Source organism: Bradyrhizobium liaoningense (genome assembly GCF_018130785.1).
Lineage (GTDB): Bacteria > Pseudomonadota > Alphaproteobacteria > Rhizobiales > Xanthobacteraceae > Bradyrhizobium > Bradyrhizobium liaoningense_A.
Window position 1 is genome coordinate 1,239,554 of the sequence record NZ_JAFCJT010000001.1, and the last position, 25,523, is coordinate 1,265,076.

At 64.4% G+C, this 25,523-nt stretch carries 24 protein-coding genes; 9 read left to right on the forward strand and 15 right to left on the reverse strand.

Annotated elements, in window-relative coordinates; all coding sequences use genetic code 11:
* Positions 1 to 18: 18 nt before the first annotated feature.
* From JQ627_RS05445 to JQ627_RS05460, 4 genes are all read right to left on the reverse strand, one after another.
* Positions 19 to 1,338 (reverse strand): TRAP transporter large permease, encoded by a 1,320-nt coding sequence (locus tag JQ627_RS05445; protein WP_212483092.1) that lies wholly within the window; start codon positions 1,336 to 1,338, stop codon positions 19 to 21.
* Complete coding sequence (locus tag JQ627_RS05450) at positions 1,335 to 1,850, reverse strand: TRAP transporter small permease (protein ID WP_212483093.1); 516 nt, start codon at positions 1,848 to 1,850, stop codon at positions 1,335 to 1,337. Before JQ627_RS05450 ends, JQ627_RS05445 begins: the two co-directional genes overlap by 4 nt.
* Positions 1,851 to 1,931: 81 nt before the next feature.
* Positions 1,932 to 2,930 carry a TRAP transporter substrate-binding protein gene (locus JQ627_RS05455; RefSeq protein WP_212483094.1) on the reverse strand — a complete coding sequence of 333 codons (999 nt, stop codon included), beginning with the start codon at positions 2,928 to 2,930 and terminating at the stop codon, positions 1,932 to 1,934.
* 386 nt (positions 2,931 to 3,316) lie between these two features.
* Entirely contained in the window at positions 3,317 to 3,550 is a 234-nt protein-coding gene (locus JQ627_RS05460) for a hypothetical protein (RefSeq protein WP_212483095.1), read from the reverse strand.
* A gap of 135 nt (positions 3,551 to 3,685) precedes the next feature.
* Between JQ627_RS05460 and JQ627_RS05465 the strand changes: the two genes are divergently transcribed.
* The 3 genes from JQ627_RS05465 to JQ627_RS05475 all read left to right on the forward strand — a co-directional run bounded on the left by JQ627_RS05465 (position 3,686) and on the right by JQ627_RS05475 (position 7,012).
* Positions 3,686 to 4,030, forward strand: a complete 345-nt coding sequence (locus JQ627_RS05465) for a DUF1236 domain-containing protein (RefSeq protein WP_212483096.1) — start codon at positions 3,686 to 3,688, stop codon at positions 4,028 to 4,030.
* Between the two features lie 365 nt (positions 4,031 to 4,395).
* Positions 4,396 to 5,853 carry a sensor histidine kinase gene (locus JQ627_RS05470; protein ID WP_212483177.1) on the forward strand — a complete coding sequence of 486 codons (1,458 nt, stop codon included), beginning with the start codon at positions 4,396 to 4,398 and terminating at the stop codon, positions 5,851 to 5,853.
* Positions 5,854 to 5,875: 22 nt separating this feature from the next.
* Positions 5,876 to 7,012, forward strand: coding sequence for a mandelate racemase/muconate lactonizing enzyme family protein (locus tag JQ627_RS05475; RefSeq protein ID WP_212483097.1), 1,137 nt, complete (start codon positions 5,876 to 5,878; stop codon positions 7,010 to 7,012).
* Here JQ627_RS05475 and JQ627_RS05480 read toward each other — a convergent pair.
* Both JQ627_RS05480 and JQ627_RS05485 read right to left on the reverse strand, forming a co-directional pair.
* Positions 7,009 to 7,740 carry a cytochrome c biogenesis CcdA family protein gene (locus JQ627_RS05480; RefSeq protein WP_212483098.1) on the reverse strand — a complete coding sequence of 244 codons (732 nt, stop codon included), beginning with the start codon at positions 7,738 to 7,740 and terminating at the stop codon, positions 7,009 to 7,011. The genes JQ627_RS05475 and JQ627_RS05480 overlap by 4 nt on opposite strands.
* Positions 7,741 to 7,945: 205 nt before the next feature.
* Positions 7,946 to 8,212, reverse strand: a complete 267-nt coding sequence (locus tag JQ627_RS05485; protein WP_212483099.1) for a hypothetical protein — start codon at positions 8,210 to 8,212, stop codon at positions 7,946 to 7,948.
* Between the two features lie 480 nt (positions 8,213 to 8,692).
* Between JQ627_RS05485 and JQ627_RS05490 the strand changes: the two genes are divergently transcribed.
* The 5 genes from JQ627_RS05490 to JQ627_RS05510 all read left to right on the forward strand — a co-directional run bounded on the left by JQ627_RS05490 (position 8,693) and on the right by JQ627_RS05510 (position 13,431).
* Positions 8,693 to 9,742: a LysR family transcriptional regulator gene (locus JQ627_RS05490; protein ID WP_212483100.1), complete on the forward strand. Its 1,050-nt coding sequence runs from the start codon at positions 8,693 to 8,695 to the stop codon at positions 9,740 to 9,742.
* A 29-nt stretch (positions 9,743 to 9,771) separates the two neighbouring features.
* Positions 9,772 to 10,143, forward strand: coding sequence for a helix-turn-helix domain-containing protein (locus tag JQ627_RS05495; RefSeq protein WP_212483101.1), 372 nt, complete (start codon positions 9,772 to 9,774; stop codon positions 10,141 to 10,143).
* Positions 10,144 to 10,545: 402 nt separating this feature from the next.
* Positions 10,546 to 11,895, forward strand: coding sequence for a murein L,D-transpeptidase (locus tag JQ627_RS05500; protein WP_212483102.1), 1,350 nt, complete (start codon positions 10,546 to 10,548; stop codon positions 11,893 to 11,895).
* Between the two features lie 177 nt (positions 11,896 to 12,072).
* Entirely contained in the window at positions 12,073 to 12,894 is an 822-nt protein-coding gene (locus tag JQ627_RS05505) for an enoyl-CoA hydratase (protein ID WP_212483103.1), read from the forward strand.
* 252 nt (positions 12,895 to 13,146) lie between these two features.
* Entirely contained in the window at positions 13,147 to 13,431 is a 285-nt protein-coding gene (locus JQ627_RS05510; RefSeq protein ID WP_212483104.1) for a hypothetical protein, read from the forward strand.
* A gap of 43 nt (positions 13,432 to 13,474) precedes the next feature.
* On the opposite strand, the gene JQ627_RS05515 is transcribed toward JQ627_RS05510, so the two are convergent.
* From JQ627_RS05515 to JQ627_RS05550, 8 genes are all read right to left on the reverse strand, one after another.
* The gene (locus JQ627_RS05515; RefSeq protein ID WP_212483105.1) at positions 13,475 to 14,554 is read right to left on the reverse strand and encodes an isocitrate/isopropylmalate dehydrogenase family protein; all 1,080 of its coding nucleotides are present in this window, start codon (positions 14,552 to 14,554) and stop codon (positions 13,475 to 13,477) included.
* Positions 14,555 to 14,683: 129 nt separating this feature from the next.
* Complete coding sequence (locus JQ627_RS05520; RefSeq protein ID WP_212483106.1) at positions 14,684 to 15,751, reverse strand: alcohol dehydrogenase; 1,068 nt, start codon at positions 15,749 to 15,751, stop codon at positions 14,684 to 14,686.
* A 179-nt stretch (positions 15,752 to 15,930) separates the two neighbouring features.
* Positions 15,931 to 16,902: an ABC transporter ATP-binding protein gene (locus JQ627_RS05525; protein ID WP_212483107.1), complete on the reverse strand. Its 972-nt coding sequence runs from the start codon at positions 16,900 to 16,902 to the stop codon at positions 15,931 to 15,933.
* Positions 16,899 to 17,891 (reverse strand): ABC transporter ATP-binding protein, encoded by a 993-nt coding sequence (locus JQ627_RS05530; protein WP_212483108.1) that lies wholly within the window; start codon positions 17,889 to 17,891, stop codon positions 16,899 to 16,901. The genes JQ627_RS05525 and JQ627_RS05530 overlap by 4 nt, the downstream gene beginning before the upstream one ends.
* The gene (locus JQ627_RS05535; RefSeq protein WP_212483109.1) at positions 17,888 to 18,757 is read right to left on the reverse strand and encodes an ABC transporter permease; all 870 of its coding nucleotides are present in this window, start codon (positions 18,755 to 18,757) and stop codon (positions 17,888 to 17,890) included. The genes JQ627_RS05530 and JQ627_RS05535 overlap by 4 nt, the downstream gene beginning before the upstream one ends.
* Complete coding sequence (locus JQ627_RS05540) at positions 18,744 to 19,694, reverse strand: ABC transporter permease (protein WP_212483110.1); 951 nt, start codon at positions 19,692 to 19,694, stop codon at positions 18,744 to 18,746. The genes JQ627_RS05535 and JQ627_RS05540 overlap by 14 nt, the downstream gene beginning before the upstream one ends.
* Positions 19,695 to 19,701: 7 nt before the next feature.
* Positions 19,702 to 21,237, reverse strand: a complete 1,536-nt coding sequence (locus JQ627_RS05545) for an ABC transporter substrate-binding protein (RefSeq protein WP_212483111.1) — start codon at positions 21,235 to 21,237, stop codon at positions 19,702 to 19,704.
* Positions 21,238 to 21,370: 133 nt separating this feature from the next.
* The gene (locus tag JQ627_RS05550; protein ID WP_212483112.1) at positions 21,371 to 22,567 is read right to left on the reverse strand and encodes a CaiB/BaiF CoA-transferase family protein; all 1,197 of its coding nucleotides are present in this window, start codon (positions 22,565 to 22,567) and stop codon (positions 21,371 to 21,373) included.
* Between the two features lie 193 nt (positions 22,568 to 22,760).
* On the opposite strand from JQ627_RS05550, the gene glgA reads away from it, so the two are divergent.
* On the forward strand, positions 22,761 to 24,176 hold the full coding sequence (gene glgA, locus JQ627_RS05555; RefSeq protein ID WP_212483113.1) for a glycogen synthase GlgA: 1,416 nt from the start codon (positions 22,761 to 22,763) through the stop codon (positions 24,174 to 24,176).
* Between the two features lie 248 nt (positions 24,177 to 24,424).
* Here glgA and JQ627_RS05560 read toward each other — a convergent pair whose 3' ends face one another.
* Positions 24,425 to 25,357 (reverse strand): IS110 family transposase, encoded by a 933-nt coding sequence (locus JQ627_RS05560; RefSeq protein WP_212483114.1) that lies wholly within the window; start codon positions 25,355 to 25,357, stop codon positions 24,425 to 24,427.
* Positions 25,358 to 25,523: the final 166 nt, after the last annotated feature.

Genomic DNA, 25,523 nt, shown 5'->3' on the forward strand with positions numbered 1-25,523 from the left:
CCGCGGGATCGAGCCTGCTCATTTCAACATCTCCGGAACGATCAGGCGCGGCAGGAACAGCGACACGCTGGGCCAGATGATGACGGCTGCCAGCACGAGCAGCATCGGCACCAGCATGATCACCGTGTCCTTCAAGGCGTAGCGCAGCCGCACGCCGGCGATCGAACAGGCAATCATCAGGCACAAGCCGTAAGGTGGCGTCACAAGCCCGAACGCCAGCGAGACGATCGAGATGATCGCAAACTGGACCGGGTGCAGATCGACGGACCTGGCCAGCGGCTCGAGCACGGTGCCGACGATGACGATCGCCGGGATGGCGTCGAGAAAGCAGCCGACGACCAGAAAGCAGAAGGCGATGAAGAAACCCGCGGTGACCGTGCCCATGCCCCAGGTCGAGACATTGGCCAACAGCTCCTGCGGAATCTTGTAGTAGGCCAGCAACCAGCCGAATGCGCTCGCAGTCCCCACGCAGAACAGCGCAACGCCGGCAAGGCGTCCGGTGTCGAGCAGTGCCTTGTACAGATCGCGCCAACCGGTCTCGCGATAGAAGAACGCCGACAACGCCACGGAATAGAGCACCGCAACGCAGGCGGATTCGGTCGCGGTGAACCATCCAAGCAGGATGCCGCCGACGATGATGAACGGCGTTATCAGCGCCGGTATGGACCGCCAGATCGCGCAGCGCATGTCCCGCCAGCTATCCTTCGGATAGGTCGGATAGCCTCGTCGCACGGCGTAGACGTGCACGGTCGCCATCTGGGCGCCGGCAATCAGGAGGCCTGGGACGATGCCGGCCAGATACATCGCGGCGATCGACGTCGAGATCAGCCCGCCCCACACGATCATCAGGATCGACGGCGGGATGATGACGGCGAGCACCGCGGACACCGCGGTGATGGCGATGGAGAACGAGAGATCGTAGCCTTCCTTGGTCTGGGCATCGATGAAGATCTTCGACTGGCTCGCCGCATCGGCGGTCGAGGAGCCGGAGATGCCCGCGAAGAACACCGAGAGCACAACGTTGATCTGCGCCAGCGATCCCGGCCAGTGTCCGACCATCGAACGCGACAGCGCGACCAGCCGGTCGGTGATGCCGCCGATGCTCATCAGATTGGCAGTGAGCAGAAAGAACGGCACTGCCAAGAGGATGAATGAATTGTAGGCGTTGAAGGTTTCCTGCGCGAGCATCATCATAGAGAGGTGAGGCTCGATCAAAAGAATCGGCACGCAGGCAAGGCCAAGTGCGAAGGCAACCGGCACGCGGACGACCAGCAGGCCAACGAAAACCCCGAACAGGATGATCGCCGCCTGTCCGGCGGACAGAACATTCCCGCTCATGGCTTCACCCCAACCAGAATCCGCGCTTCGTCGAGAATCTGCTCGCCCGCAAACACGATCCAAGTTACGCCGGCCACCGGCCAGGCGACGTGGATCAGCCAGAGCGGCAGATCAGCCAACTCCGACGTCCTGTTCCAGGCGAACCGCGTGAATTCGAGACCGGCCCACACAAATACAAATGCAAGCGCCAGCACGCCGAGACGGGCGAGGATTCGCACCAGAGCCTCCGACCGCCGTGACAGATCGGGCCAGACGTCAACCTCGAAATGCTGGGCCTCCCGGATGCCGACCATGGCGCCGATCATGATGGTCCAGACGAACAGGAAGCGCGCCATCTCCTCCGTCCAGATGTAGGAGGGAATGAGCGGGGTGTAGCGCGATATGATCTGCAGCGTCACCGGGATGACGAGAATGCCGACACAGGCCGCGAGCAGGATTTCGAGCAATTTCGCATAGGCCGCCGTCGCTCGGCGCCATAGCGACGGGTTCGCCGCAACAGGTATTTCGGTCATTGGAGCTCCGCGGTGGCGATCATCACCAAAGGGGCAAGCCGCAAGGCTTGCCCCGATATTGCGTCGGTAGACATGGAGAGGTCAGGCGACGTTGATCTTCTCGAAAATGCCTTCCGCGCCGATTTCCTTGGCGTAGGTGGCCATCACGGGATCGGCGAGTTTCTTCATGGCGTCCCGCTCCTCGAACGGAACGCGCTTGAGCTTGCCGGCCTTCTCAAGCGCGTCGAGCTTGATCACCTCTTCGCTCGACTCAAGCTGACGGCCGTAGTCGCCGGCTTCCTTGCCGGCCTTCATGATCGCGTCCTGCAAATCCTTCGGCAAGGTCTTCAACGTCTTCACCGAGAAGCAGATCGGCCGGATCGAGACGGCGTGCTGGGTCAAATTGAGATGGGGGGCCACTTCGTAGAACTTCATCGCCTCGACACCGGCGGCTTCGTTTTCGCCGGCCGATATCACACCGTTCTGGATCGCGTTGTAGATTTCGTTGTAGGCGATCACCGTCGGGCTCATGCCGACTGCCGCAAAGGTCTTCGACCAGATCGGCGCGCCCTGCACGCGAACCTTGAGGCCCTTGAGATCGGCGAGATTCTTGAGCGGCTTGTTGGCGAAGATATTGCGGATGCCACCGCCGGAATAACCGATCAGGACGACCTCGGCTTTCGCCGCGACTTCGTCGGCGATCGGCGCCAGGATGTTGGCTTCGACGACCTTGTTCATGTGCTCGATGCCCTTGAACACGAAGGGCGCATCGATGAAGGGAGCCGCCTTGGCGAAGGTCGACATGTGAGCCGGCGAGACGATGCCGTAATCGACCGCCTTGCCCTGCGACATATACTCGAAATACTGTTTCTCGAGGCCGAGCGAGGAGTTCTTGTGCAGGGTGAAGTTGACGGGCTTGCCATAGTACTTCTTCACCAGCTCCTCGAACCGGATCAATGCCCGGTTGAAGGCGTGGTCGTCGTTGAACTGGACCGCGCCGTTCAGCGTGATCGGCGCTTGCGCCCTGAGGATCGACGGCATGCCAATCGTAGCCGCCGCAGTGGTCGCACCGAGACCAGCGAGAAATGATCTTCGCTTCATCGTCTCCCCTCCCTGTGATGCTCCGCCCCTGTAACCGGGGCGTGAGCGCAGCCGGCACGCGGCCGGCGTTCGGGGAGGGTATGAAAAACTACGGCGGGACGGAAGCCAATTCGCGTGCCCTGGAGGTACTCTTCGTCGCAGGGCCATGTCTGCGCGACCTGTTGCACTGCAACTCGCGCGCCCCTGCCCGCGCGCGGCAGGCCGTATGAGCGGCCTGCCACTCTCGCAGGAACGGAAGACGTGCGGACCTGCGCGCTGCACGCAGAGGGTCCGCCCGCCTTCCGCCGCAGACCTAGTGCATGTGACCGATCAGATAAATTCCACCGCCGAGCACCAGAACGGCGGGCACGGCCCACAAAATCAGAATAGGCATTGCGTCATCCTCCTCAGTTGGACGTGCAGACCTTGACGGTCTTCATGCCGCTTTCAGCCTCGGTGCGCGACTTGTAGATCGTGCCGGACGGGCTGACGACGGTCATGGATGTCTCGGTCGGCTTCTTGTCGACGACCGTGCACTTCTTCGTCTTGACGTCCTGCACGACGTAGAACTCGTCGGCCGCGAACGCCGGCAGGGAAAATGCGGCAAGCATCAGCGCTGAAGTCACTATTTTTATCTTCATTTTCTCTTCCTCCAATCGCCGGGCACTCCGACCCGGCCGATTTGGAAACGGGAAAAAATGGCAATTTGTTCCTATGCGCCGGAACACCCTGCGGGGTGAGTTGTTGTTGCGGCGCCCACTTACGAGGAGGAGAAGATGAAGAAGCTGTTCCTGCTATCCGCCGCGGCCGTCCTGATGTCGACCGGCGCTTTCGCGCAATCCACTGTGGTGACCACCACCGGAACCGGTCACGCGGCAGCGGTTCAGATCGAGCCGCAGTACCGGACCAGGATCAAATCCTATGTCACCGAGCACCGCGTCCATCCGGTCACGACGAAGGAAAAGATCATCGTCGGCGCGACGGTGCCGAGCGACGTCGAGCTCGAGGCCGTGCCGGCGGACTGGGGTCCGTCGCTGACGAAGTATCGCTACGTCTACTCCGGCGAACGCGTGATGCTGGTGGATCCTGGCTCGCGCACGGTCGTGCAGGAAATCGATTGATCAAGACCTGATGGCAAGACCTGACGGACTGACGCGGCCGCCCTCCTGGGCGGTCGCACGCCTTGGAGTTCACGATGGATTCTCACCGAGAGGCCCGCATCGCCGGGCTCAGTCTGGCAGCTGTCTATGCCATGTGCCTCTTGCTGACGGCGATCGGCATGACCTGAGGCGCGGACACCCGCGACCGCGCCGCAAAATGCCCTCTCGGACGTGCTCGCCGGACGCGAAAATCGTGGCGTAGTGCAAGTCCCACCCGTATGGTCTCCCCAAAATCATAATCCGGCGCCGCTGCGCTGGAACCGGGACGCCCGCGTTTGTCAAAGCTCACCCTGCCGGTCCGGCTCGCTCTTCTGGTCACGGGAACGATGTTGCCGCTGATCGTCTTTGCGGTCGGCATCGCCTATTCCAACTATCGCCAGGACCGCAGCGACGCGACACGACGCGTGCTGGAGACGGTGCGAAGCATGCGCCTCGTGTTCGATTCCGAAGTGCAGCGGATGACCGGCGGCTTGCAGGTGCTGGCGCTCAGCAACGCCTTGCAAAGCGGTGACTTCAACGCCTTCCGTCGGCTGGCGGCCGGGTTCATCAGCCAGTATGGCGAGGACAGCGTCCTGTTGGTGGCGGATGGGAGCGGGCGCCAGCTGTTTTCGACCGTCACGACTGAAACGACAAACCTGCCGCCCCGCAACAATCGAGAGATCGTCGAGCGGGTATTTGCGAGCAAGTCGCCGCAATATTCCGACCTGTTCATCGGCTCGACCAAGAAACGGCCGATCGTGACCGTCGAAGTTCCCGTGCTGCGCAACGATGAGGTCGTCTACGCGCTCTCCTTCAGCCCGCCGATCGCGACATTCCAGAAACTGGTCGAGCAGCAGCGGCCGAACGATCAATGGACGGTGTCGCTGCTGGACACCAAGGGTCGCGTGTTCGCGCGCACGCCAAACCCGGCCGAGACGTTCGGCAAGCAGGCCTCCGGCGCACTGAACGATGCGATGGCTCGGACGCCGGAGGCGACGCTCTCCAGCGTTTCGCTCGACGGCGTCGCGCTGTCCACCGCCTATACGCGGTCACGGCTGACCGGCTGGACGGTCGTGGCCGGTGTCGCCGAGAGCTCGCTGATCGCCCCGCTCTGGCGCGACATTGCGATCACCAGCCTGATCGGCGGCATCCTGCTGCTGACCGGCCTGACCTTCGCGGTGCGGATGGCGACCACGATCGCGCGCGGCGAGATGCTGCACAATCTGCTGATCGAGGAGCTCAACCATCGCGTCAAGAACACGCTGGCCTTGATGCAGGCGATCGCGGTGCAGACCTTCCGAAGTTCAAGCCGGGACGAGCGGACCAAGTTCGAGGGACGGCTCGGTGCGCTCGCCGAGGCGCATAATCTCCTGAGCCAGGAGAAATGGACGGGCGCGGAGCTGAGGGATGTGATCGCGCGCGCGCTCCAGCCGTTCCTGCTGAGCAATCCCGATCGCATCCGCATGGCCGGCCCCGCCGTGCCGCTGTCGCCGCGGCTCGCCGTGGTGCTGTCGATGATGGTGCACGAGATCGCCACCAACGCCGCGAAATACGGCGCACTGTCGAACGAGAGCGGCCGGGTGACGCTGGATTGGGAGGTCATCACCGACACGCCGAAGTCGCGACTGCGGCTGATCTGGAGCGAGATCGGCGGACCGCCGGTGACGGCCCCGGTGCAGCGCGGTTTCGGCTCGCGCCTGATCGAGCGCAGCGCGCGCGACCAGCTCGGCGGCGAGGCAACCGTCGACTTCCTGCCGCGCGGCGTCGTCTGCACGGTGGTGTGCGCGCTGGACGAAGCGCGGTGAACGGATTGAAGGAACATCGGCGATGAAGATCACTAGAGTACGTACGCACTTCCTCGAAGCGAAGCTCTCGCAGCCCTTCGCCTATTCGCGCGCCTGGTACGACACGCGCACCGCGATGCTGGTCGAGATCGAGACGGATGACGGCCTGACCGGCTGGGGCGAATGCTACGGGCCCGCGCGGATGACGGCGGCAGTGGTGCAGAGCATCGCACCCTGGCTGATCGGAGAGGATCCGCTGCGTACCGACGTGCTGTGGCAGACGGTCTACGCACGCTTGCGCGATCACGGCCAGAAGGGGGTCGTGATCCAGGGCCTGAGCGGCATCGACATTGCGTTATGGGACATCAAGGGCAAGCATTTTGGCGTGCCCGCGCATCAGCTTCTCGGCGGCGCCGCGCGCAAGGAGGTTGCCGCCTATGCGACCGGCCTCTACCGGCGCAGATCGGGTGACCCGCTCGAATATCTGCCGGAGGAAGCAGCCGGCTATGCCGCGGAGGGTTTCCGCGCCGTGAAGCTGAAGGTCGGCTTCGGTATCGCGGAGGACGCCGCGATCACGCGCGCGGTGCGCGAGGCGATCGGCCCCGATGTCGCGCTGATGGTCGATGCGAACCACGCCTATGACGCCGTCGCGGCGATCCGGCTCGGCCGCCTGATCGAGCCCTGCGACATCGGTTGGTTCGAGGAGCCGGTGCCGCCGGAGGACGTCGCGGGCTATCGCGCCGTGCGATCCGCGCTGACGATTCCGATCGCCGGCGGCGAGTGCGAGTTCACGCGCTTCGGCTTCCGCGACCTGTTCGCCTCCCATGCTCTCGACATCGCCCAGCCCGACACCTGCGCGGCCGGCGGCCTCTCCGAGTGCAAGAAGATCGCCGACATGAGTGAGACGTTCGGCATCCGCTACAATCCCCATGTCTGGGGCACCGGGATTGCGATCGCAGCCTCGCTCCAGCTTCTCGCCGTGCTGCCGTCACACACGCCGACCTCGCTGGCGCCGCTGGAGCCCATGCTAGAATTCGACCGCACCGAGCATCCGATCCGGCAGGCGATTTTGAAAGAGCCGATCGAGCACGCGAAGGGTATCGTGCGCGTTCCCGACGGCCCTGGTCTCGGCATCGAGATCGACCGCGAGGCGCTGGCGCGCTTCGCGGTGAGTTCCTAACCGATCGTCTGGAGCGCCGGAAACGTCTCCAGCAGCCAGATGCTGACATTCGAGACCGCGCCGGTGAGGAAGCCGATGCCGGTGATCACCATCAGGACGCCCATGGCGCGCTCGACATTGACGAGTTGGCCTTTCATGCGCGCGAACAGCTTCGAGAACTGCTCGATCATCAGGGCGGCGATCAGGAAGGGAATACCGAGGCCCGCGGAATAGACCGCGAGCAGGCCGGCGCCTTTGGTCACCGTGGCTTCGGCCGCGGCGATCGAGAGGATCGCGGCGAGGATCGGGCCGATGCACGGCGTCCAGCCGAAGGCGAAGGCGAGGCCCATCACGTAGGCGCCCCACAGGCCGACGGGCTTGGGCGCGGTCATGCGCCCCTCGCGCATCAACAGGCCGATCCGCGTCAGGCCCAGGAAGTGCAGGCCCATGACGATGATGACGATGCCGGCGAGGATCGACAGTTCGGCCGACCAGGCACGGATCAGCCCGCCGATCAGCGAGGCGCTGGCGCCGAGCGCCACGAATACCGTGGAGAAACCGAGCACGAACAGCAGCGCCGCCATCATGATCGCGCGCTTGGAGGCCGAGTCCGGCTCCTTGCTCTCGACATGCTCGATCGTCGCGCCCGTGAGATAGATCAGATAGGGCGGAACCAGAGGCAGAACGCAAGGAGAGAGGAAGCTGACGAGGCCGGCAATCAGCGCCGCCGGGATCGAGACATTTTGCATGATGCAGTCGGAGCCATCTCAGGCTCTTGGGCCGCGCGCCGGGAATGCGCGCGGGCCGGAGCCGAACCGGCTCTGGTGTAGCCGATGCCTAAGAATGCGCAACAGAGGCGCACAAAACCAGGCTCCTCCCGATGCCGTCTGCGATCACAGATGCGGCATCGGGACGCGCACAAACCTCGCCAAAAAGCGAGACTCGGCGGCGCGGCTACTTCACCACGCGGAGCAGCGGACGCCGGGGCTGGTCCTGCGTCTGCTTGGAGGGGGGCTGCGGCTCGTTTCCGGCGCTGCGCAGCATTTCGTCGCACAGCGCCTTGAGATCGGCACTGTCAATTCCTTTGAGCTTCATCCGCACGTCGAGAATGACGATGGACAGCAATTCGGCCGACTCGCGGCTGTTCACCTCGTTGAGAACCTTGCGGCACTCCTCAAGCGTTTCCAGCACCGACTGCAATTGTTCGTCTGAATGCGACACCGGCGTTCTTTCCGTTAATTCGGCTTGCGAGACGGGTTTGTGGTGATCCCCTCGGCCCCCGTGGGATACCGAGAATAACACGAGGCACCCACGCCTCCGAATATGATTTCAGTGTGTTTCTGCCTGAAAAATGTGGTTCCGGCGAACATCGCGCCGTTGCGCGGGAGGCCATTGTCGTGGCGGCCGAGACCCAAGCGCGTGGCGCTGTATGATTGATTCATTCCGCGGGGCGGCAATCCTCGCGCAGGGACGTTCGTGACGGAAAGCGCCGACAATCCTGCAGCCATTTCAGGGCTCGCAACGGAACTCACGCCACACCCCTCATTCGGACGCTAGTCCGTCCGATTCCCAGTCTTGGTAGCACTCGGATACCACCCCCACGCAGCGGTAAGGTTGGCGTTCAAAACTCGCCGTTCCCCAACCCGCAGTGGTTGTGGTTTCCGCCCAATTCTGCCAGTTTAGCAACCCGAAGGGACTTGTATGCACTCCTTGGCGGAAAGGGGCGTTCCACTGGAGGAACGCCCAAAGATCAACATCAGCGGCCTCTCCGATTGGGACGCGGCCCGCATATTCTTGGAAGTCGTTCGATGCGGCAGTTTTCGCTCGGCGTCTGAACGCCTGTCGCTGTCGATCAACGCCGTCCGCCGCCGGATTGATGATTTCGAGCGCCAGACCGGTACCACCCTGTTCACCCGCGACGTCCACGGCACTCACCTGACCGATGAAGGTGCACTGGTGGTCTCCGCTGTCGAGCGCATGGAGGCGGCTGCCTTCGACGTGCTGCGCGCCAGCGATTCGACGGCCAACGCCTTGTCCGGCGAAGTCCGTGTAGCCGTGACCGAGGGTCTCGGGACGTTCTGGCTCGCCCCGCGGCTGGTCGAATTCCAGCAGGCCTATCCGAAGATCCTGGTCGACTTGCATTGCGCGATGCGCTCGGCCGACGTCTCGCGGCACGAGGCCGACGTCGCCATCCATCTATCACGGCCCTCGGCGCTCGACGTCAAGCTGGTGCGGCTCGGCCGCATGCACCTGATGTTCTGGGCTTCGGAAAAATACCTCGAGAAATATGGCACGCCGCGCTCGGCGCTCGAATTGATCAAGCACCGCCTGGTGCTGCAATTCGCCGACCAGCTCGCCGCCAAGGAAACCTTCGAGAGCTTCTTCCCAGGCGTTCCGGAACGTGACCTTCTGGTCATGAAGACCAACGTCTCGAGCGCCAACTATTGGGCGGTCGCGAATGGCGCCGGCATCGGCGTATTCCCGAGCTACGCCATTGCGCTTGGCGGGAAGTTGATTCCACTGGAGGTCGAGCTGAACAGGCCGCTGGATATCTGGTTGTCCTACCACCCTGGTAGCGGCCGGATTCCACGCGTGCGGCACATGATTGACTGGCTGATCGAAGCTTTCAATCCGGCGCGATTCCCGTGGTTTAAGGAGGAGTTCGTGCATCCGCATGAATTCAAGGACGTGTATATGGGCGAACCCCTGACCCAGCTCTTCGGGGGATTTTCAACCGAAGAACAACGGTGAGAACGAGTATGAAAACAGCGGCGAAAAGAATGAAGCAGCGCAGTGCCGGCAAGCCGGACATTGAGCTTGGCAAGCGGATCCGTCTGCGGCGCGTCGAGATGAAGATCTCGCAAGCCGAGCTCGGCGAGAAACTCGGCGTGAGCTTCCAGCAGGTCCAGAAATACGAGAAGGGCGTCAATCGCGTCGGCGCGGCTCGGCTTCAGCAGATCGCCACCGCCCTCGATGTGCCCGTGACCTTCTTCTATGACGGCGACAACAAGGCGCGCGAAGTCGAGAGCCTGCTCTTCCTCGATTCGGCCTTCAGCCTCCGCCTGCTGCGCGCCTACAGCAAGATCAAGGACCAGACGGTGCAGCGTCAGCTCGTCTCGCTGATGGAATCGATCGCGGCGAACGAGGGCTGAGCCGATCGGGGCTCTGACCTCTACGGCCGATGTTCAATCCGCCGCGTCACGGGGGCGCGGCCGGATTGAACGAGACCCAGCCCGCGCGCTTGCGCGCGGCTCTCTTTCCGGGGCGGCCTAGCCGCCTCTTTTTCTTTGCGGGCTGCTTCTTGCAGATTTCCTGGCGATCTGCCCGCCATTCTCCGCGGAATTCGCGAACCCATCCCGCCCCTGCCGCGACCCAATCGAGAAGCCCCGCATCGGACGCGCGGGGCTTTCGACTGCCGTGCCTAATGGGGGCCTCAACTCCGAGGCTCCAGCTTCCCGCCGATTTTGCGAATCGGCGCACGCGGCGCGCGGCGGCCGGGAATTGCCAATGCGAGCGCCCGTCCGGGCCTCGTCCTCATGGGGAAGATGGGACTCATGTCGAAACGCCATGCGATGATCGTTGCCGTCGGCGTGCTCGCGAGCGCCTCTGCGCTGGCGCAAACCGAAACCACGGGGCAGGCAGGCCCCAGGCCGGCAACGGCGGCCGGTACGATGCCCGCAGCGGCGAACCCGGCCCATGCCGCTGCGCCTAAGGCTGCCGCGCCAGCTTCGACGGCAGAGAGCCGCTCCGCCGCGGCGCTCGCATTGACGCACGAGCCAACCTATGACGAGGGTAGCGCCCAGAGGATCAGGGATGCAGCGCTGAGCTATTCCGATCTTGCCGTGCGCGGCGGCTGGCCGACGATCCCGGCGGAGGCCAAGTTCGCAGCCGGCGTCCAGGGCACCAATGACGATCAATTGCGCAAGCGACTAATCCTCTCCGGCGATCTCGCAGCCGACAAGACGAGCGGCGCCTTCGACCAGGATCTCGGAGACGCCGTAAAGCGCTTCCAGGCCCGTCATGGCCTGGCGCCGACCGGCACCATGACGCCGCGCACGATCGCAGCGATGAACGTTCCGGTGCAAAAGCGCATCCGGCAGCTGGAGGCTTCGCTTCAGAGGCTCGAGAACATGAATTTCGGCTTCGGCCAGCGCTATGTCGTGGTCAACATCCCCGCCGCCTTTGCCGAAGCGGTCGAGAACGACGTCGTGGTGCGGCGCTATCGCGTGATCGTCGGCAAGACCGAAAAGCCCTCGCCGACGCTGACGGCCCAGATCACCGGCGTCGTGCTCAATCCGACCTGGACGGTGCCGTCCTCGATCGCAAAGACCGAGATCTCGGCGCATATGCGCAAGGATCCGACCTACCTGTCGCGCATGCACATGGAGGTGCTCGACGCCCACGACAATCCGATTGATCCGCATGCGGTCGACTGGTCGGGCACGCACACACCGAACTTCACCGTGCGCCAGCACAACGGCACCTTCAACGCTCTTGGCGCGGTGAAGATCGACATGCCGAACTCCTATTCGGTCTATATGCACGACACCAACCAGCGCAATCTGTTCAGCGACGACTACCGTTTCGATTCCCACGGCTGCTCGCGCGTCGACAATGTGCGCGATCTCGCCGCCTGGCTGCTCAAGGACCAGCCGAAATGGAGCCGCGCCGCGATCGATGCTGAGATTGCCAGCGGCGAGCACCTCGAGGTCACCATGGCGAAGAAGGTGCCGGTGGCCTGGATTTACCTCACGGCATGGATGACCAAGGACCAGACCGTCCAGTTCCGCAACGACGTCTATAACCAGGACGAGCAGTTGCTGGAGGCCACCGCCGAAGAGGCAGCGTTCTTCAGCAATGCCGGCAGCCACCCGCTGACCTCGCACATGCACGTAACGCAGTAGAGCATCATCCGGAAAAGTGTGCAGCGGTTTTCCGAAAAGATCATGCTCAAGGAATAACCGCTTCTCGCGCCATGCAATCGCGGCACAGGCGGATGCAAAGCCGCGTCCCTCGTCGCGGTTGACCCGGGCCGCACCCCGGCCGCACATTGCGCCCGGCCTACGACAAGCGAGCGCGCGATGCCTGACATTTCCATTACGACCGAAACACCCCATGCCGACGGCAAGATCCTCAAGCAGATCATCGACGGCATCGGCGTGATCACCTTCAACAATCCCGACAAGCGCAACGCGATGTCGCTGGAGATGTGGGCGGGATTTGGCGAGGCGCTGACAGCGTTGCGCGACGACGACACGGTGCGGGTCGTGATCCTGCGCGGTGCCGGCGGCAAGGCATTCGTCTCCGGCGCCGACATCAGCCAGTTCGAGAAGTCCCGTCACAACGCGGCGGCGTCCGAGGAATACGCCAAGCGCAGCGCCGCCCAGCGCGCGCTGTTCGCCGACTATCCCAAGCCGACCATCGCCTGCATCGAGGGCTTTTGCCTCGGCGGCGGCATGCAGGTTGCGATGCTCGCCGACATCCGCCTCGCCGCACATGGCAGCCAGTTCGGCATTCCCGCGGCCAGGCTCGGCATCGCCTATGGCTATGACGGCTTGAAGCATCTGGTGTCGCTGGTCGGCCCGTCCTGGGCGCGGCTTCTGATGTACACGGGCATGCGCATCGATTCCGCCGAGGCGCTGCGCATCGGTCTCGTCGAGCGCTTGTTCCCGATCAATGAGCTGTGGGGTGAGACGATGGCGATCGCGCAGACGATCTCGCAGAACGCGCCACTCGCGATCAAGGCTGCCAAGATCACCATCGCAGAGGTGCTGAAGGACGAAAGCGCACGCGACATGGATGCGATCAAGGCGATCGGCACGGCTTGCATGGACAGTGCGGATTTTCGCGAAGGCCGGCAGGCCTTCATGGAAAAGCGCAAGCCGCAGTTCAGGGGGAAGTGACTCTTCCGTCATTGCCAGCGCAGCGAAGCAATCCGGAATCCCACCGCGGAAAGACTCTGGATTGCTTCGCTGCGCTCGCAATGACGACGGCGGGCAGATCGCTCGCTACGTCGAACGCCGCAACCTGGAACTCTGTAGATCAGCCAACCTGAACCTTCATTCAGGAAAATTAAATTCCTCAGCCGTTCGCAGCGCGGTAGCAACCATTTGATCCGCCGCAGGTTCTCCCGACATCAATGATGGGAGTCTACGATGAAATTCAGGTTTGCTGTTCTTGGTCTGGCTGCCTTGGGCGGTGCTGCACTCGCCTCGGGAGAGGTGCTCGCGGCGATGCCGAATGGCATTCCGCAGGCCGATCGCGTCGCGAGCGGGCCGGCCGCAAACATCGATCAGGTCCGCATGGTCTGTAATCAATGGGGCCGCTGCTGGTGGCGTCCGAACTATTATGGTGCTTACGGCTATTACGGCGGCCCGCGCCGCTTCTACGGCCCACGGCCATACGGCTATTACGGCCACCGCCACTGGCGTCGCTGGTGAACGACAAAGGGGCCGAGAGGCCCCTTCTCTCTTGGCGTTCTGACTACAGCGCTCCCAGCACCGCCTTCGTGATGTCGGCCGTGCCGTTGCTGCCGCCAAACTCCATCGGCTTGATGCCGCCGGCGTAGACCTGATCCACCGCGCGCTCGATCGTCTCGCCGGCTTCCGCCGCGCTCTCGACGCCGTGCTTGTCTGCGAGCCAGTCCAGCATCATCGCCGCCGACAGGATCATCCCGGTGGGATTGGCCTTGCCCTGCCCCATGATGTCGGGCGCAGTGCCATGGCAGGGCTGGAACACGGCGTATTTGTCGCCGATGTCGGCAGACGGCGCCATGCCGAGGCCGCCGATCAGGCTCGCGGTGATGTCGGAGACGATGTCGCCGAACATGTTCTCCATCACCATGACGTCGAAATCCCAGGGCCGCTTGACCAGCATCGCCGAGCAGGCATCGACGTAGAGCCGGTCCGTCTTCACGTTCGGATGCTTCTTCTCGATCTCGTCAAAAATGCCGCGGAAGAAGGCAAAGGCCTTGAACACGTTCGCCTTGTCGACACAGGTCAGCATCCCCGGCTTGCCGCGTGCCTTGCGCCGCTCGGCGAGGCGAAACGAGAACTCGAACAGGCGCTCGGAGGTCTTGCGCGTGATCACCATGGTCTCGCGCGCGTCCTCATGGGTGACGACGCCCTTGCCCATCGAGGCGAACAGGCCTTCGGTGGATTCGCGGATCACGACGAGATCGATGCCGCGCTGGTCGGCGCCGACGATCGGGCTCGGCACACCCGGAATGAGCCGCGCCGGGCGCACGCCGGCATAGAGGTCGAAGATGAAGCGCAGCTCGATCTGCGGCGCGATCTCGGTATTGTCGGGATAGCGCACCGACGGCAGGCCACAGGCGCCGAGCAGGATCGCGTCGGCCTCCTCGCAGAGCTTGATGGTGCTATCAGGCATCGACTTGCCGGTCGCAAGATAATTGGTTGCGCCCGCCGGCGCCTCGGTGAAGCGGAAGCTCAAGCCGGACTTCGCCTCGATCTTGCGCAGGACTTCGATGGCCGGCGCCATGACTTCGGGACCGATGCCGTCGCCGGCGAGCACGGCAATGTGGAAGGCGTTGTTTGCGGACATGGGAGATCTCTGCGTGAAGAAAGGTGTGGCTCGTCATTGCGAGGAGCGAAGCGACGAAGCAATCCAGACTGTGTCCGCGGAGGGATTTCTGGATTGCTTCGCTCGTAATGACGGAGGAGAGAGCGTTTATTACGGCGTCAGCACCGTGCGACCGACCACCGCGCCCTGCTGCAATTGCACCAGCGCATCGTTGGCCTGGTTGAGCGGCGCCTTCGTCACCGGGATCGGCGGCACGTTCTTCGCGCGCACAAGATCGAGCAGCTCCTGCGTCTCGCGCAAGTTTCCGACATAGCTGCCCTGGATAGTCACCGCCTTGATCGGAATCAGCGGCAGCGCCCAGGTCGCACCGCCGCCGAACAGGCCGACGATGACGAGCTTGCCGCCCTTGGTCAGGCAATCGAAGCCGAGCTGCGTCGTGGCGGCATTGCCAACGAGATCGATCACGGCGCGGATCGGCCCGCCCGCCTTCTTGGCAAGCTGCTCCAGCGCGTCCGGTGCCTTGGGATCGACGGTCGCAAGCGCGCCGGCCTTTTCCGCGGCCTCGCGCTTCCTGGCGTCGATGTCGACCATGATCGCGCCCTTGCCGCCCATTGCCTTCAGCAGCGACAGCGCCATCAGGCCGAGACCGCCGGCGCCGAACATCACGATCGGCGTGTCAAAATGCTGCTCGACCTTCTTCAGCGCGCTGTAAGTGGTGACGCCCGAGCAGGCATAGGGCGCGGTGGTCGCCGGGTCGAGCCCCTTCAGATTGAGCAGATAGCGCGGATGCGGCACCAGCATGTGATCGGAATAGCCGCCGTCGCAATAGACGCCGAGCGAGCGCGGCGTCAGGCACATGTTCTCGTCACCGGCGAGGCACGTGGCGCACTTGCCGCAACCGATCCAGGGATAGACCAGGCCGACGTCGCCGAGTTTGAGATCGCCCTGGTCGGTCGGTTTCACGTCGGGACCGAAGGCTGCGATTTCGCCAACGGTCTCGTGACCCATGGTCAGTGGCAGATTGATGCCGCGATCCTTCAGCGACAGCGGCTTGCGGCCATGGCCGAGATCGTAGCCGCCTTCCCAGATGTGGAGGTCGCTGTGACAGACGCCGGCGGCCTTCACCTTGATCAGCACCTGCGTGCCCGACGGCTGCGGCGTGGCCTCGTCGAACTCCTGCAGCGGTGCCTTGAAATCGGCAACCTTGAAACTCTTCATCGGCGTTCTCCCGCATGCTTCTCGTTGTCACGCCACCATGCCATGACCGGCGGGGCGAAACAAATCCGCTGCCGTCTTACAGCGTTTTCGAGCGAAGTGGATACCGGTTCGCGTAAGGAAAACGCCTCAAAATGAGGATCTAGAGCCCCGTTCCGATCGCATCGGAACGGGGCTCTGGTTTAGGCCAGCGGATAGTGGCAAGCCGCGAACTGGCCGGGCGCGACCTCGCGCAACTCCGGTATCTCCGCGCTGCATCGCTGGTCGGCCCGGGGGCAGCGGGTGCGGAAGCGGCAGCCGGACGGAGGCGCAATCGGCGATGGCGGCTCGCCGGTCGCCACACTCTCCGCGGGACGGACATCCGGATCAGGCACCGGGATCGCCTGCAACAAGAGCCCGGTATAGGGATGCGCGGGCTTCGCGAACAATTGCTCCGATGGCCCGACCTCGCAGAGCCGGCCGAGATACATCACCGCGACGCGGTCGCTGACCGCTTTGACCACCGCGAGGTCGTGCGCGATGAACAGCAGCGTCAGGCCGAAGCGCGCCTTCATCTCCTCGAGCAGATTGAGGATCTGCGCGCGAATGGAGACGTCGAGCGCCGAGACCGGCTCGTCGCAGACGATGAACTCCGGGTTGAGCACCAGCGAGCGCGCGATGCAGATGCGCTGGCACTGGCCGCCGGAGAATTCATGCGGCAGGCGGCCCGCCACGAGATCAGGGTCGAGCCCGACCGCGCCGAGCACCTCGTGGACGCGCCGCTTGCGCTCGGTGGCATCCTTGACGCCGGCGATGATGAGCGGCTCGGCCACGATGTCGCCGATACGCCGCCGCGGATTGAGCGAGGCGATCGGATCCTGGAAAATCAACTGCACGCGGCGACGCATCTTGCGTAGCGCCTCGCCCTCCATCGCGGTGAGATCCTCGCCGTCGAACAGCACGCGGCCGGACTTGGCGCGCCGCAATTGCAGGACCGCGCGCCCCAGCGTCGACTTGCCGCAGCCGGATTCGCCGACCAGTCCCAGCGTCTCGCCGCGCGCGACCTGGAGGCTAACGCCGGAGACCGCGTGCACCGTCTTGTTGCCGAGACCATATTCGACGACGAGATTGTCGACGTTCAGGAGCGGCTCATCGCGCACGGCAAGCTGCATCATGCGCCGACCTCCTCCGCCATCTGGATCGGATGGAAGCAGGCATAGAGATGTCCAGGCATCTCGGCGCCCTTCAGCTCGGGCTTGGCCTCATGACACCGCCCTGCGGCATAGCGGCAGCGCGGCGCAAATGAGCAGCCCTTCAGCGGCCGGGTCGGATCGGGCGGACGGCCGGAGATCGCAGGCAGCGGCGTATGCGGCGCGGTCTCCAGCTTCGGAATCGCCGCCAGCAGCGCCTCGGTGTAGGGCATGTGCATGCGCTTGAACAACGCCTGCGTCGGCGCGCGTTCGACCACCCTGCCCGCATACATCACCGCCACCTCGTCGGCGCGGCCTGCGACGACGCCGAGATCGTGGGTGATGATGATCATCGCCATGTGGCGGCGGCGCTGCTCGCGCGCCAGCAGATCGAGGATCTGCGCCTGGATCGTGACGTCGAGCGCCGTGGTCGGCTCGTCCGCGATCAACAGTTTCGGCTCGCAGGACAGCGCGATCGCAATCGCGATGCGCTGGCGCATGCCGCCGGAACATTGATGCGGATACTGCGCGAGCCGCTGCTCCGGCGCGGGAATGCCGACAGCGGCGAGCAGCTCGATGCTGCGCTTTCGCGCCGCCGGGGCATCGAGCTCGAGGTGCTCCTGGATCGTCTCCATCAACTGGGTGCCGATGGTGAGCACCGGGTTGAGCGATGTCATCGGGTCCTGGAACACGACTGCGAGATCGCGCCCGCGCAGGTGGCGCAGCCGCTCCGCGTCGAGCCGCACCAGATCCTCGCCGTCGAACATCACGCGGCCCGTGAGCTTCGCCTTCTTCGGCAGAAGCTGAAGCACCGCGCGTGACAGCATGGTCTTGCCGCAGCCGGATTCGCCGACGATGCCGAGCGTGCGCCCCGCCTCCAGCGACAAATCGACATGATCCACGGCGCGCAAATTGCCGCGCGGGGTCGGCAGCTCGACCGCGACGTCCTCGATGGTCAGCAGCGGCGCGCTCACAGTGCCCCCTGACGCGGGTCGGTCAGGGCCCGCAAGGTGTCGCCGACGAGGTTGAAGGCCAGCACGGTCAAAAACAGCGCCGCTGCCGGCAGGAAGGCGAGCCGCGGCGCGATGTCGAGGCTGTCGCGCCCTTCGCCGATCATGCTGCCCCAGCTCGCCATCGGCGGCGGCACGCCGAGACCGAGGAAGGACAGCGCGCCCTCGACCACGATGGTGACGGCGACGCCGAGCAGAAAGAAGGCCAGCAGCGGCAGGATCACGTTCGGCAGCAGCTCGCGCAACAGGATGCGCGCATGGCTGGCCCCCAGCGCCTCGGCTGCGATCACGAATTCGCGCCGCGCCAACGTCAGCGTCGCCGCGCGCGCCACCCGCATGAAGGCGGGAATGCCGAGGACTCCGAGGATGATGGTGAGATTGGGAATCGACTGGCCGAGATAAGCGACCACTGCGAGTGCGAAGATCAGCGGCGGAAAGGCCAGCAGCACGTCCATGCTGCCGACCACCAGCGTCTCGAACCGACCACGGAAATAGCCGGCGAGGAGACCAAGCGCGCCGCCGAGCGCAAGGCCGATCATCGGCGCGATCAGCCCCACCGTCAGCGAGACGCGCGCGCCAAAGATCAGGCGGGCGAATTCGTCGCGGCCGAGCCCGTCGGTGCCGAGCCAGTGTTCCCCGGAGAACGCGGCACGGCGCTCCAGCATGTCCATGTCTACAGGATTCTGCAGCGGCAGCACCGGCGCGAGGATCGCGAGCGTCAGGACAATCGCGAGCCAGGCGCTCGCGAACCAGAACAACAGGCCGGGCCCGCGCCTGCGGCGGACGGGCGCGGACGCCTCGTCCTGGATGGAAAGCTCAAGCGTGGCCATGGCGGATCCTCGGATCGAGCACGGCGTAGAGCATGTCGACGATGAAATTCACGATGACGAAGCCGCAGGCGACCAGCAGCACCACGCCCTGGAGGATGACGAGGTCGCGGGTGTAGATCGCACCGACCAGCAGCCGGCCGATGCCGGGCAGCGCGAAGATCGATTCCACGATCAGCGTACCGCCGAGCAGGCGGCCGATATTGATGCCCGTGACCGTCACCAGCGTCAGCGACGAAGGTTTCAGCGCGTGCACGAACAGGATGCGCGCAGGCTTGAGGCCCTTTGCCTTCGCCAGCGCGATATAGTCCTCCTGCAAGGTCGCGATCATGTCGGAGCGCAGCACCCGCATGATGCCCGGCCATTCCGCAAGCGCCAGCGTCAACGCCGGCAGCACGAAGAAGCGCAAATTGCCGAGCGGCGCCTCGGTGAACGGCACATAGCCGGTCGCCGGAAGCCAGCGCAGCTCGACGGCGAACAGATAGATCAACAGGATCGCCACCAGAAAGGATGGCATCGACAGCATCGCAAACGCGCTGCCGGTCATGAAGCGGTCGAACGCGCCGCCGGCGCGCGCGGCGCAGGCGATCGCGACGGGGACGCCGATCAGGAGCCCGATGAATTCGGCCATCAGCATCAGCTGGAGCGAGACCGGAAAGCGCTCGGCAACCGCTTGCAGCACCGTCTGCCCGGTGCGGAACGAGCGGCCGAGATCGCCTTGCAGCACATGCCCGAGCCAGCTCAGATAACGCCACCACAGCGGCTGGTCGAGCCCCATGTCATGGCGCAGCGCGGCGACATTCTCCGGCGTCGCCTGGTCGCCGAGGATGACATAGGCGAGATCGCCCGGCAGTAGCGAGGCGATCAGGAAGGTCAGCAGCGAGACCGCGAGCAACACCGGCAGGATGGCAAGCAGCCGCCGCACCACGAAGGTCAGCATCGCGCGGTCATTCCAGCCAGGTGGAGGAGACGTCGATCACGCCGTTGTAGATCTTGGGAAAGCCCTTCAGCTTGGCGCTCGATAGCGCGTAGTACGTATTCTGGAAGGTCCAGAACCAGATCGCCTCCTTGTTGATCAGGCGGCTGATCGCGCAATAATCGTTGGTGCGCTGGCCGATATCCGCGCTGACGCGCGAATGGTCGAGCAGCCGGTCCAGCTCCGGATCGACGAAGTTCGCCAGCGACAACGGACTGCCGCTGCGGAAGTTCGCATACATCTGCGGATCGGGGTCGGCGAGATCGACGATGCGCCAGGGCACGAGCTGGAACTGACGCGTGAAGGCACGCGGCGGGATCGTGGCCTGATCGACCTGCTCGATCTCCATGTTGGCGCCGGCACGCTTCCAGAATTGCTGCAGCACCTGGCCGATCATGCGGCCGCGGGGCGTCGCGGTCACCAGCATCTTGAACTCGACCGGCTTGCCGTAATCCTTGAGCAGCGCCTTGGCCTTCTCGACGTCGAACGGCAGCGCGCCGTCGTCCTTGCACTTGACCCAGGAGCCGTCGCCGTAGGGATTGCTCGCGGGGCGGCTCAGGCCGTTGCTGATCGCCTGCGACATCTTTGGACGGTCGATCGACATCACCAGAGCCTGACGCACGCGGACGTCGTCGAACGGCGCCACCTTGGTGTTGAAAGCGTAGACCTGCGCCCCCGAGCCCTTGTAGGTGTGCACGGTCAGCTTGGAGTCCTTCTGCGCCCTCATGATGTTGTCGGCGTCGTTCTCGTCATCCCAGATGATGTCGGCCTCGCCCGATTGCAGCGATGCGAAGCGCGACTGCGCGTCGGGCAGCGGCTTCAGGATGATGCGGTCGAGATAGGGGCGGCCCTTGTTCCAGTAGTCCGGGTTTTTCTCCAGCACCATGCGGTCGCCGGCGGTCCATGATTTCAGGATGTAGGGACCGGTGCCGACGGGATTGCGATTGTAGTCGGCGCCCTTGGTCTTCCAGGCCGTCGGCGAATGAATGACGTTGTTCGAGCTCTGGATGGTGATCGTGGCCGGCAGGTTCACGGCGGGATCGGTCAGATTGTAGACGATGGTGTATTCGTCCGGCGCCAGCACTTCCTTGACGGTGCTGATGTAGAAGGCGCAGCGGCACTTGTTGGCGGGGTCCTTCTGCCGGTCGAAATTCTCCTTGAAGGCCTGCGCATTGAACGGCGTGCCGTCGTGGAATTTCACGCCCTCGCGCAGCTTGAAGGTCCAGCTCTTGTAATCGTCGGAATGCGTCCAGGACACCGCGAGTTTCGGCGCGACCTCGCCCTTGTCGTCGAGCGTGGTCAGCGTGTCGAAGATCGCGGCCGCGGCCGTGTTGGTCGAGGTATCGTAGACGCCGACCTTGAGCGGGTCGAAGCCCGAAATGTCCATCTCCTGGCCGACGGTGATGCTGCCGCCCGACTTTTGCGCCTGCGCAGGCGAGACAAGCGCAAATGCCGCAACAAGGAAAATCGGCGCGCAATTGCGCGCTGCGGCAACAATGTTCGTCATGGTTCCTCCCGGGATCCCTCGTCCGATGTTTCGGATCGTTGAATGACTCGAACGCGAGATTGGCGACAAATGCTCGCCACGGCAAGAGGAACACACGAGAGATCAAATGCCGCACGCGCGCGGCGCAATCCGCTCAGCGCGTCGTGGCTGTTTTGCCTGACGGAATTGGCGCCTTGCTGGCGAGGCCGACCTCGTCGCGGAGCGCATCGGTGTGCTCGCCGAGCACGGACATCTGCTTGGCGGGCGTGGTGTCGGCGCCCGACATCCGGAACGGCAAATTGAGCACCTGGAACGAGCCACCTTCGTCCTCCACAGACGAGAGCGCCTGCCGGTGCGCGAGCTGCGGATCGGACAGCGCCTCGGACACGGTGCGATAGGCCGAGGCCGGCACGCCGGCCCCGCCCAATGCGACGAGGCACGCATCCGTCGAAAGCTGTTTCGACCAGGCCTCGACACCGTCCATCATGTCGGCCCAGTTCTCGCGCCGCGCGGCGTAGGTGGAGAAGCGCGCGTCGGATATCCATTCGGGGCGGCCGATCACGCCCATCAGGCACTGAAATGTCTTCTCGCTGGCGACCGTGATCATGACATAGCCGCTCGCCGTCTCGGTCGGGCCGAACATCGGGCGCGGCGGCGGCTTCACTGCGAATTGCGAGCTCTGCAACTCGATCACCGTCAGGGTCAGCATCGATTCCAGCATGGAGACGTCGAGGTGCTGGCCGAGGCCGGTCACCGTGCGCTGATACAGGGCCGAGGCAATCGCGCCAAAACCGTAGGTGCCGGTGACGACGTCGGCATGGTAGATGCCGCAATAGTCTGGACGGTTGCGGCCGGGCTGGTAGGCGAGATGCGCCATATCATAACCCGAAGCCGCATGGATCACCGGCGCGTAGGCCGGCAGTTCGGCCGAGGGGCCGCTCTGGCCGTAGCCCGAGATCGAGCAATAGATCAGCCGCGGGTTGAGCGGCCGCAGATTGTCATAGTCGAGCCGCAGGCGGCGCATCACGCCGGGGCGAAAGTTCTCGACCAGGATATCGGCGGTCGCGGCCAGCCGGCGCACCGCTTCCTTGCCCTCCTCGGACTTGAGGTCGAGCACCACGCTTTTCTTGCCGACATTGAGCTGGCCGAACACGGTGCTGCACCCCTTGCGCAGCGGCGGCCGGGTCCGCATCGTCTCGCCGCCGTCGGTCTCGATCTTGATGACCTCGGCGCCCATGTCGGCAAGCATCCGCGCACAGTGGGGACCGGCGATGGTGGTCGAAAAATCCAGGACCCTGAGGCCAGCGAAGGCCTTTGTCGTCGTCCCCTCATGCTTATCTGCTAACTGCATGCCTGCCTGCGCCCCTCGGCCTCTTAGGAACTATCGAAGTTCTCTCTTGTTGATGCGCCGACCCTAGAGGGCGGCGGCTGAGTAGGAAAGTCTTTACCGAACGGACGCGTCTTGCGGGCGGGCTTGGGAATTCCGGGACAACTGGACCCGTTCTTGCATAGCAGCAAACGGGATCGGAAGAGGGCAGCTGTTCTTGAGGGTCTTGTTCGTCACAACCGAGATGGACGATTTCGTCCGCGTTGGCGGGCTCGGCGCCGTTTCCGCTGCGCTTCCCAGGGCGCTTCGGCCGCTCGCCGATATCCGGGTGATGCTCCCCGGCTATCGCGACATCATCGAACAACTCACGCATATTCAGATCGTTGGCCGCTGCCCGGCTTTTGCGGAGATGCCCGCCTGCTCGCTCGGCCGTGCCGCGACCAGGGACGGGCTGCCGGTCTATGTGCTGTTGTGCTCACAACTCTACGACCGGCCCGGCAATCCCTATGGCGACGAGTCCGGACACGACTGGCCGGACAACGACATCCGCTTTGCGCGCTTTGCCTCGGCAGCCGCTGAGCTGGCCATGGGCAAGCTGGACAAGAATTGGGCAGCAGACCTGATCCATGCCAATGACTGGCAGGCCTCGCTCGTGCCGGCCTATCTCGCCTGGCGCGGGGCCAAGCTGCCGTCGATCCTTACCATCCACAACCTCGCCTACCAGGGACTCTTCCCGAAGGACTCGCTGCGGCGGATCGGCGTCCCCGAGAGCTCCTTCCATATCGACGGCGTCGAGTTCTACGACCAGCTCTCCTTCCTCAAGGCCGGGCTGGTCTATGCCTCGCACCTCACCACCGTCAGCGGCACCTATGCACGCGAGATCACGACGGAGGAATTCGGCTGCGGCCTCGAGGGCCTGCTTCGTGTCCGCTCCGACGCGGCCGAGCTCACCGGCATCCTCAACGGCATCGACGAGAGCTGGGACCCGCGCTCCTGCGCCCAGCTCGCCCAGCAGTTCGGCGCCGGTGACTGGGTCGGCAAGAAGGCCAATGCGGATTACGTGCGCAAGCAGTTCGGGCTCGCGGTGTCGCGCGGCCCGATGTTCGCGATCGTCGCACGCCTCGTGCACCAGAAGGGTATCGACCTCGTGCTGTCGGCCGCCGACGAGATCATCGATGCCGGCGGGCAGATCGTGGTCACCGGCTCCGGCGAGCCCGCGCTGGAGCAGGCGCTGATCGACGCGCATCGTCGCCGCCCCGACGCGATCGGGGTCACGATCGGCTTCAACGACGCCCAGGCGCGGCGCATCTTCGCGGGCAGCGATTTCACATTGATGCCGTCGCGCTTCGAACCGTGCGGGCTCAGCCAGATGTACGCCCAGCGCTTCGGCTCGCTGCCGATCGGTCACCAGACCGGCGGCCTTGCCGAGACCATCACCGATGGCGAGACCGGCTTCCTGTTCTCGCAGCCCTCGCGAGCGTCCTTCCTCGGCGGCGTCCGCCGCGCCTTCGGGGCCTTCATGGCGCATGACCAGCTCGACACCATGCGCCGCAGCGCGATGGGACGATCGTTCTCCTGGAGCATATCGGCCGGCAGTTACAGCGCGCTGTACCGGAAGCTGGCAGCGGTTTGAGGCGACCTCCCCGTCATTGCGAGGAGCGAAGCGACGAAGCAATCCAGACTGCCACCGCGGAGGGATTCTGGATTGCTTCGCTGCGCTCGCAATGACGATGTGGAGCCACCGCGCCCACTCTATCTCCCGTCACCCTGAGGTGGCCGCGCCTTCAGCGGCCCTCGAAGGGCGGCGGCCCGGCTGTAGCAGCGGGGGCCGTGCATCCTTCGAGGCTCGCGCCGCTCGCACCTCAGCGACTGTGTTCTTTGTCAAGCGGGTTGCCATGGTTTTCGATCCCTGAGCATGGCGTTGAGGACGGTGATGAGCTTGCGGGCAACGGCGATGAGGGCGACCATTTTCGGCTTCCCGGCGCTCACGAGATGGCGATAGAAGAGCTTGAGCTGCGGGTGGCATCGGATGGCCGACAGGGCGGCCATGTAAAGAGCTGCCCGCAAGGCGGTGCGTCCGCCACCGATCTTACTCCTGCCTTTCCATCGGCCGGACTGACGGACGAAGGGAGCAAGCCCGGCGAGGCTTGCGATCTGGCGACGATTGAGCGCGCCCAGCTCAGGCACCTCGGCAAGGAAGGTGCGTGCGAGCGTGTTGCCAACCCCGGGAAAGGTGATCAGCAAGTCTTCCCTGTCCCGCCAGGCCGGCGAGCCGCGTACCAGTGTATCGATGTCGTTGTCGATCTCCGGCAGCTCCTTCTCGAGGACCTTGATGTGGCGAGCAAGGCTTTTGCGGACGCGGACATTCTCGGCCCGCTTCTCGCGCTGGCGTTCCGCAACGATCATCTCGATGATCTGCCGGCGGCGAGCAACCAGTTCGGCCAGCAAGCGAGCCTGCTCGTCCGGGACGGGGCGCAAAGCGGGCTTCACCGCCTCGACGAACCGCGCGATCACCGCGGCATCGATCGGATCGGACTTGGCGCGCTGGCCGACGGCCTGCGCGAAGTGACGGATCTGAGCCGGATTGATCACGACCAGCGGCAGTTGCGCTCCGGTCAGCGCCGCAGCGACGACCGTCTCGAAGCCGCCAGTCGCCTCCACCCCGATCAGGGTCGGCGGACAGGCCACAAGCCGCGCAACAAGGTCTTCCAAGCCCTTGCCGTCGCGCGCGACCGCAAATGCTTCTCCGCTCGGACGCATATGAACGTCCAACCGGTCCTTCGATACATCGATGCCAACATAGATCGCGTCCATCTGCACCCATCCTTGCGCAACCGGGCTCACCAGGCGGCCCTCGCGACTGTTCGGGTTCAATGGAACAACGGACGGGGCGCCGCGCTGAGGCACGGGCTTCAAAGCCCTTGGATGAAGCGGTCTCCCGTCCGTTACCGCACCGGACACTCTATCCGATCCGGCGCAA

Excerpts from the sequence above, each read along its gene's own strand:
- JQ627_RS05545 (WP_212483111.1), bottom strand. The coding sequence starts at position 21,237 with ATGACGAACATTGTTGCCGCAGCGCGCAATTGCGCGCCGATTTTCCTT.
- JQ627_RS05475 (WP_212483097.1), top strand. The coding sequence starts at position 5,876 with ATGAAGATCACTAGAGTACGTACGCACTTCCTCGAAGCGAAGCTCTCG.
- JQ627_RS05495 (WP_212483101.1), top strand. The coding sequence starts at position 9,772 with ATGAAGCAGCGCAGTGCCGGCAAGCCGGACATTGAGCTTGGCAAGCGG.
- JQ627_RS05450 (WP_212483093.1), bottom strand. The coding sequence starts at position 1,850 with ATGACCGAAATACCTGTTGCGGCGAACCCGTCGCTATGGCGCCGAGCG.
- JQ627_RS05500 (WP_212483102.1), top strand. The coding sequence starts at position 10,546 with ATGTCGAAACGCCATGCGATGATCGTTGCCGTCGGCGTGCTCGCGAGC.
- JQ627_RS05490 (WP_212483100.1), top strand. The coding sequence starts at position 8,693 with ATGCACTCCTTGGCGGAAAGGGGCGTTCCACTGGAGGAACGCCCAAAG.
- JQ627_RS05535 (WP_212483109.1), bottom strand. The coding sequence starts at position 18,757 with ATGGCCACGCTTGAGCTTTCCATCCAGGACGAGGCGTCCGCGCCCGTC.
- JQ627_RS05550 (WP_212483112.1), bottom strand. The coding sequence starts at position 22,567 with ATGCAGTTAGCAGATAAGCATGAGGGGACGACGACAAAGGCCTTCGCT.
- JQ627_RS05465 (WP_212483096.1), top strand. The coding sequence starts at position 3,686 with ATGAAGAAGCTGTTCCTGCTATCCGCCGCGGCCGTCCTGATGTCGACC.
- JQ627_RS05455 (WP_212483094.1), bottom strand. The coding sequence starts at position 2,930 with ATGAAGCGAAGATCATTTCTCGCTGGTCTCGGTGCGACCACTGCGGCG.
- JQ627_RS05560 (WP_212483114.1), bottom strand. The coding sequence starts at position 25,357 with ATGGACGCGATCTATGTTGGCATCGATGTATCGAAGGACCGGTTGGAC.
- JQ627_RS05520 (WP_212483106.1), bottom strand. The coding sequence starts at position 15,751 with ATGAAGAGTTTCAAGGTTGCCGATTTCAAGGCACCGCTGCAGGAGTTC.
- JQ627_RS05525 (WP_212483107.1), bottom strand. The coding sequence starts at position 16,902 with ATGATGCAGCTTGCCGTGCGCGATGAGCCGCTCCTGAACGTCGACAAT.
- JQ627_RS05515 (WP_212483105.1), bottom strand. The coding sequence starts at position 14,554 with ATGTCCGCAAACAACGCCTTCCACATTGCCGTGCTCGCCGGCGACGGC.
- JQ627_RS05540 (WP_212483110.1), bottom strand. The coding sequence starts at position 19,694 with ATGCTGACCTTCGTGGTGCGGCGGCTGCTTGCCATCCTGCCGGTGTTG.
- JQ627_RS05445 (WP_212483092.1), bottom strand. The coding sequence starts at position 1,338 with ATGAGCGGGAATGTTCTGTCCGCCGGACAGGCGGCGATCATCCTGTTC.
- JQ627_RS05460 (WP_212483095.1), bottom strand. The coding sequence starts at position 3,550 with ATGAAGATAAAAATAGTGACTTCAGCGCTGATGCTTGCCGCATTTTCC.
- JQ627_RS05480 (WP_212483098.1), bottom strand. The coding sequence starts at position 7,740 with ATGCAAAATGTCTCGATCCCGGCGGCGCTGATTGCCGGCCTCGTCAGC.
- JQ627_RS05505 (WP_212483103.1), top strand. The coding sequence starts at position 12,073 with ATGCCTGACATTTCCATTACGACCGAAACACCCCATGCCGACGGCAAG.
- JQ627_RS05510 (WP_212483104.1), top strand. The coding sequence starts at position 13,147 with ATGAAATTCAGGTTTGCTGTTCTTGGTCTGGCTGCCTTGGGCGGTGCT.
- JQ627_RS05470 (WP_212483177.1), top strand. The coding sequence starts at position 4,396 with ATGTTGCCGCTGATCGTCTTTGCGGTCGGCATCGCCTATTCCAACTAT.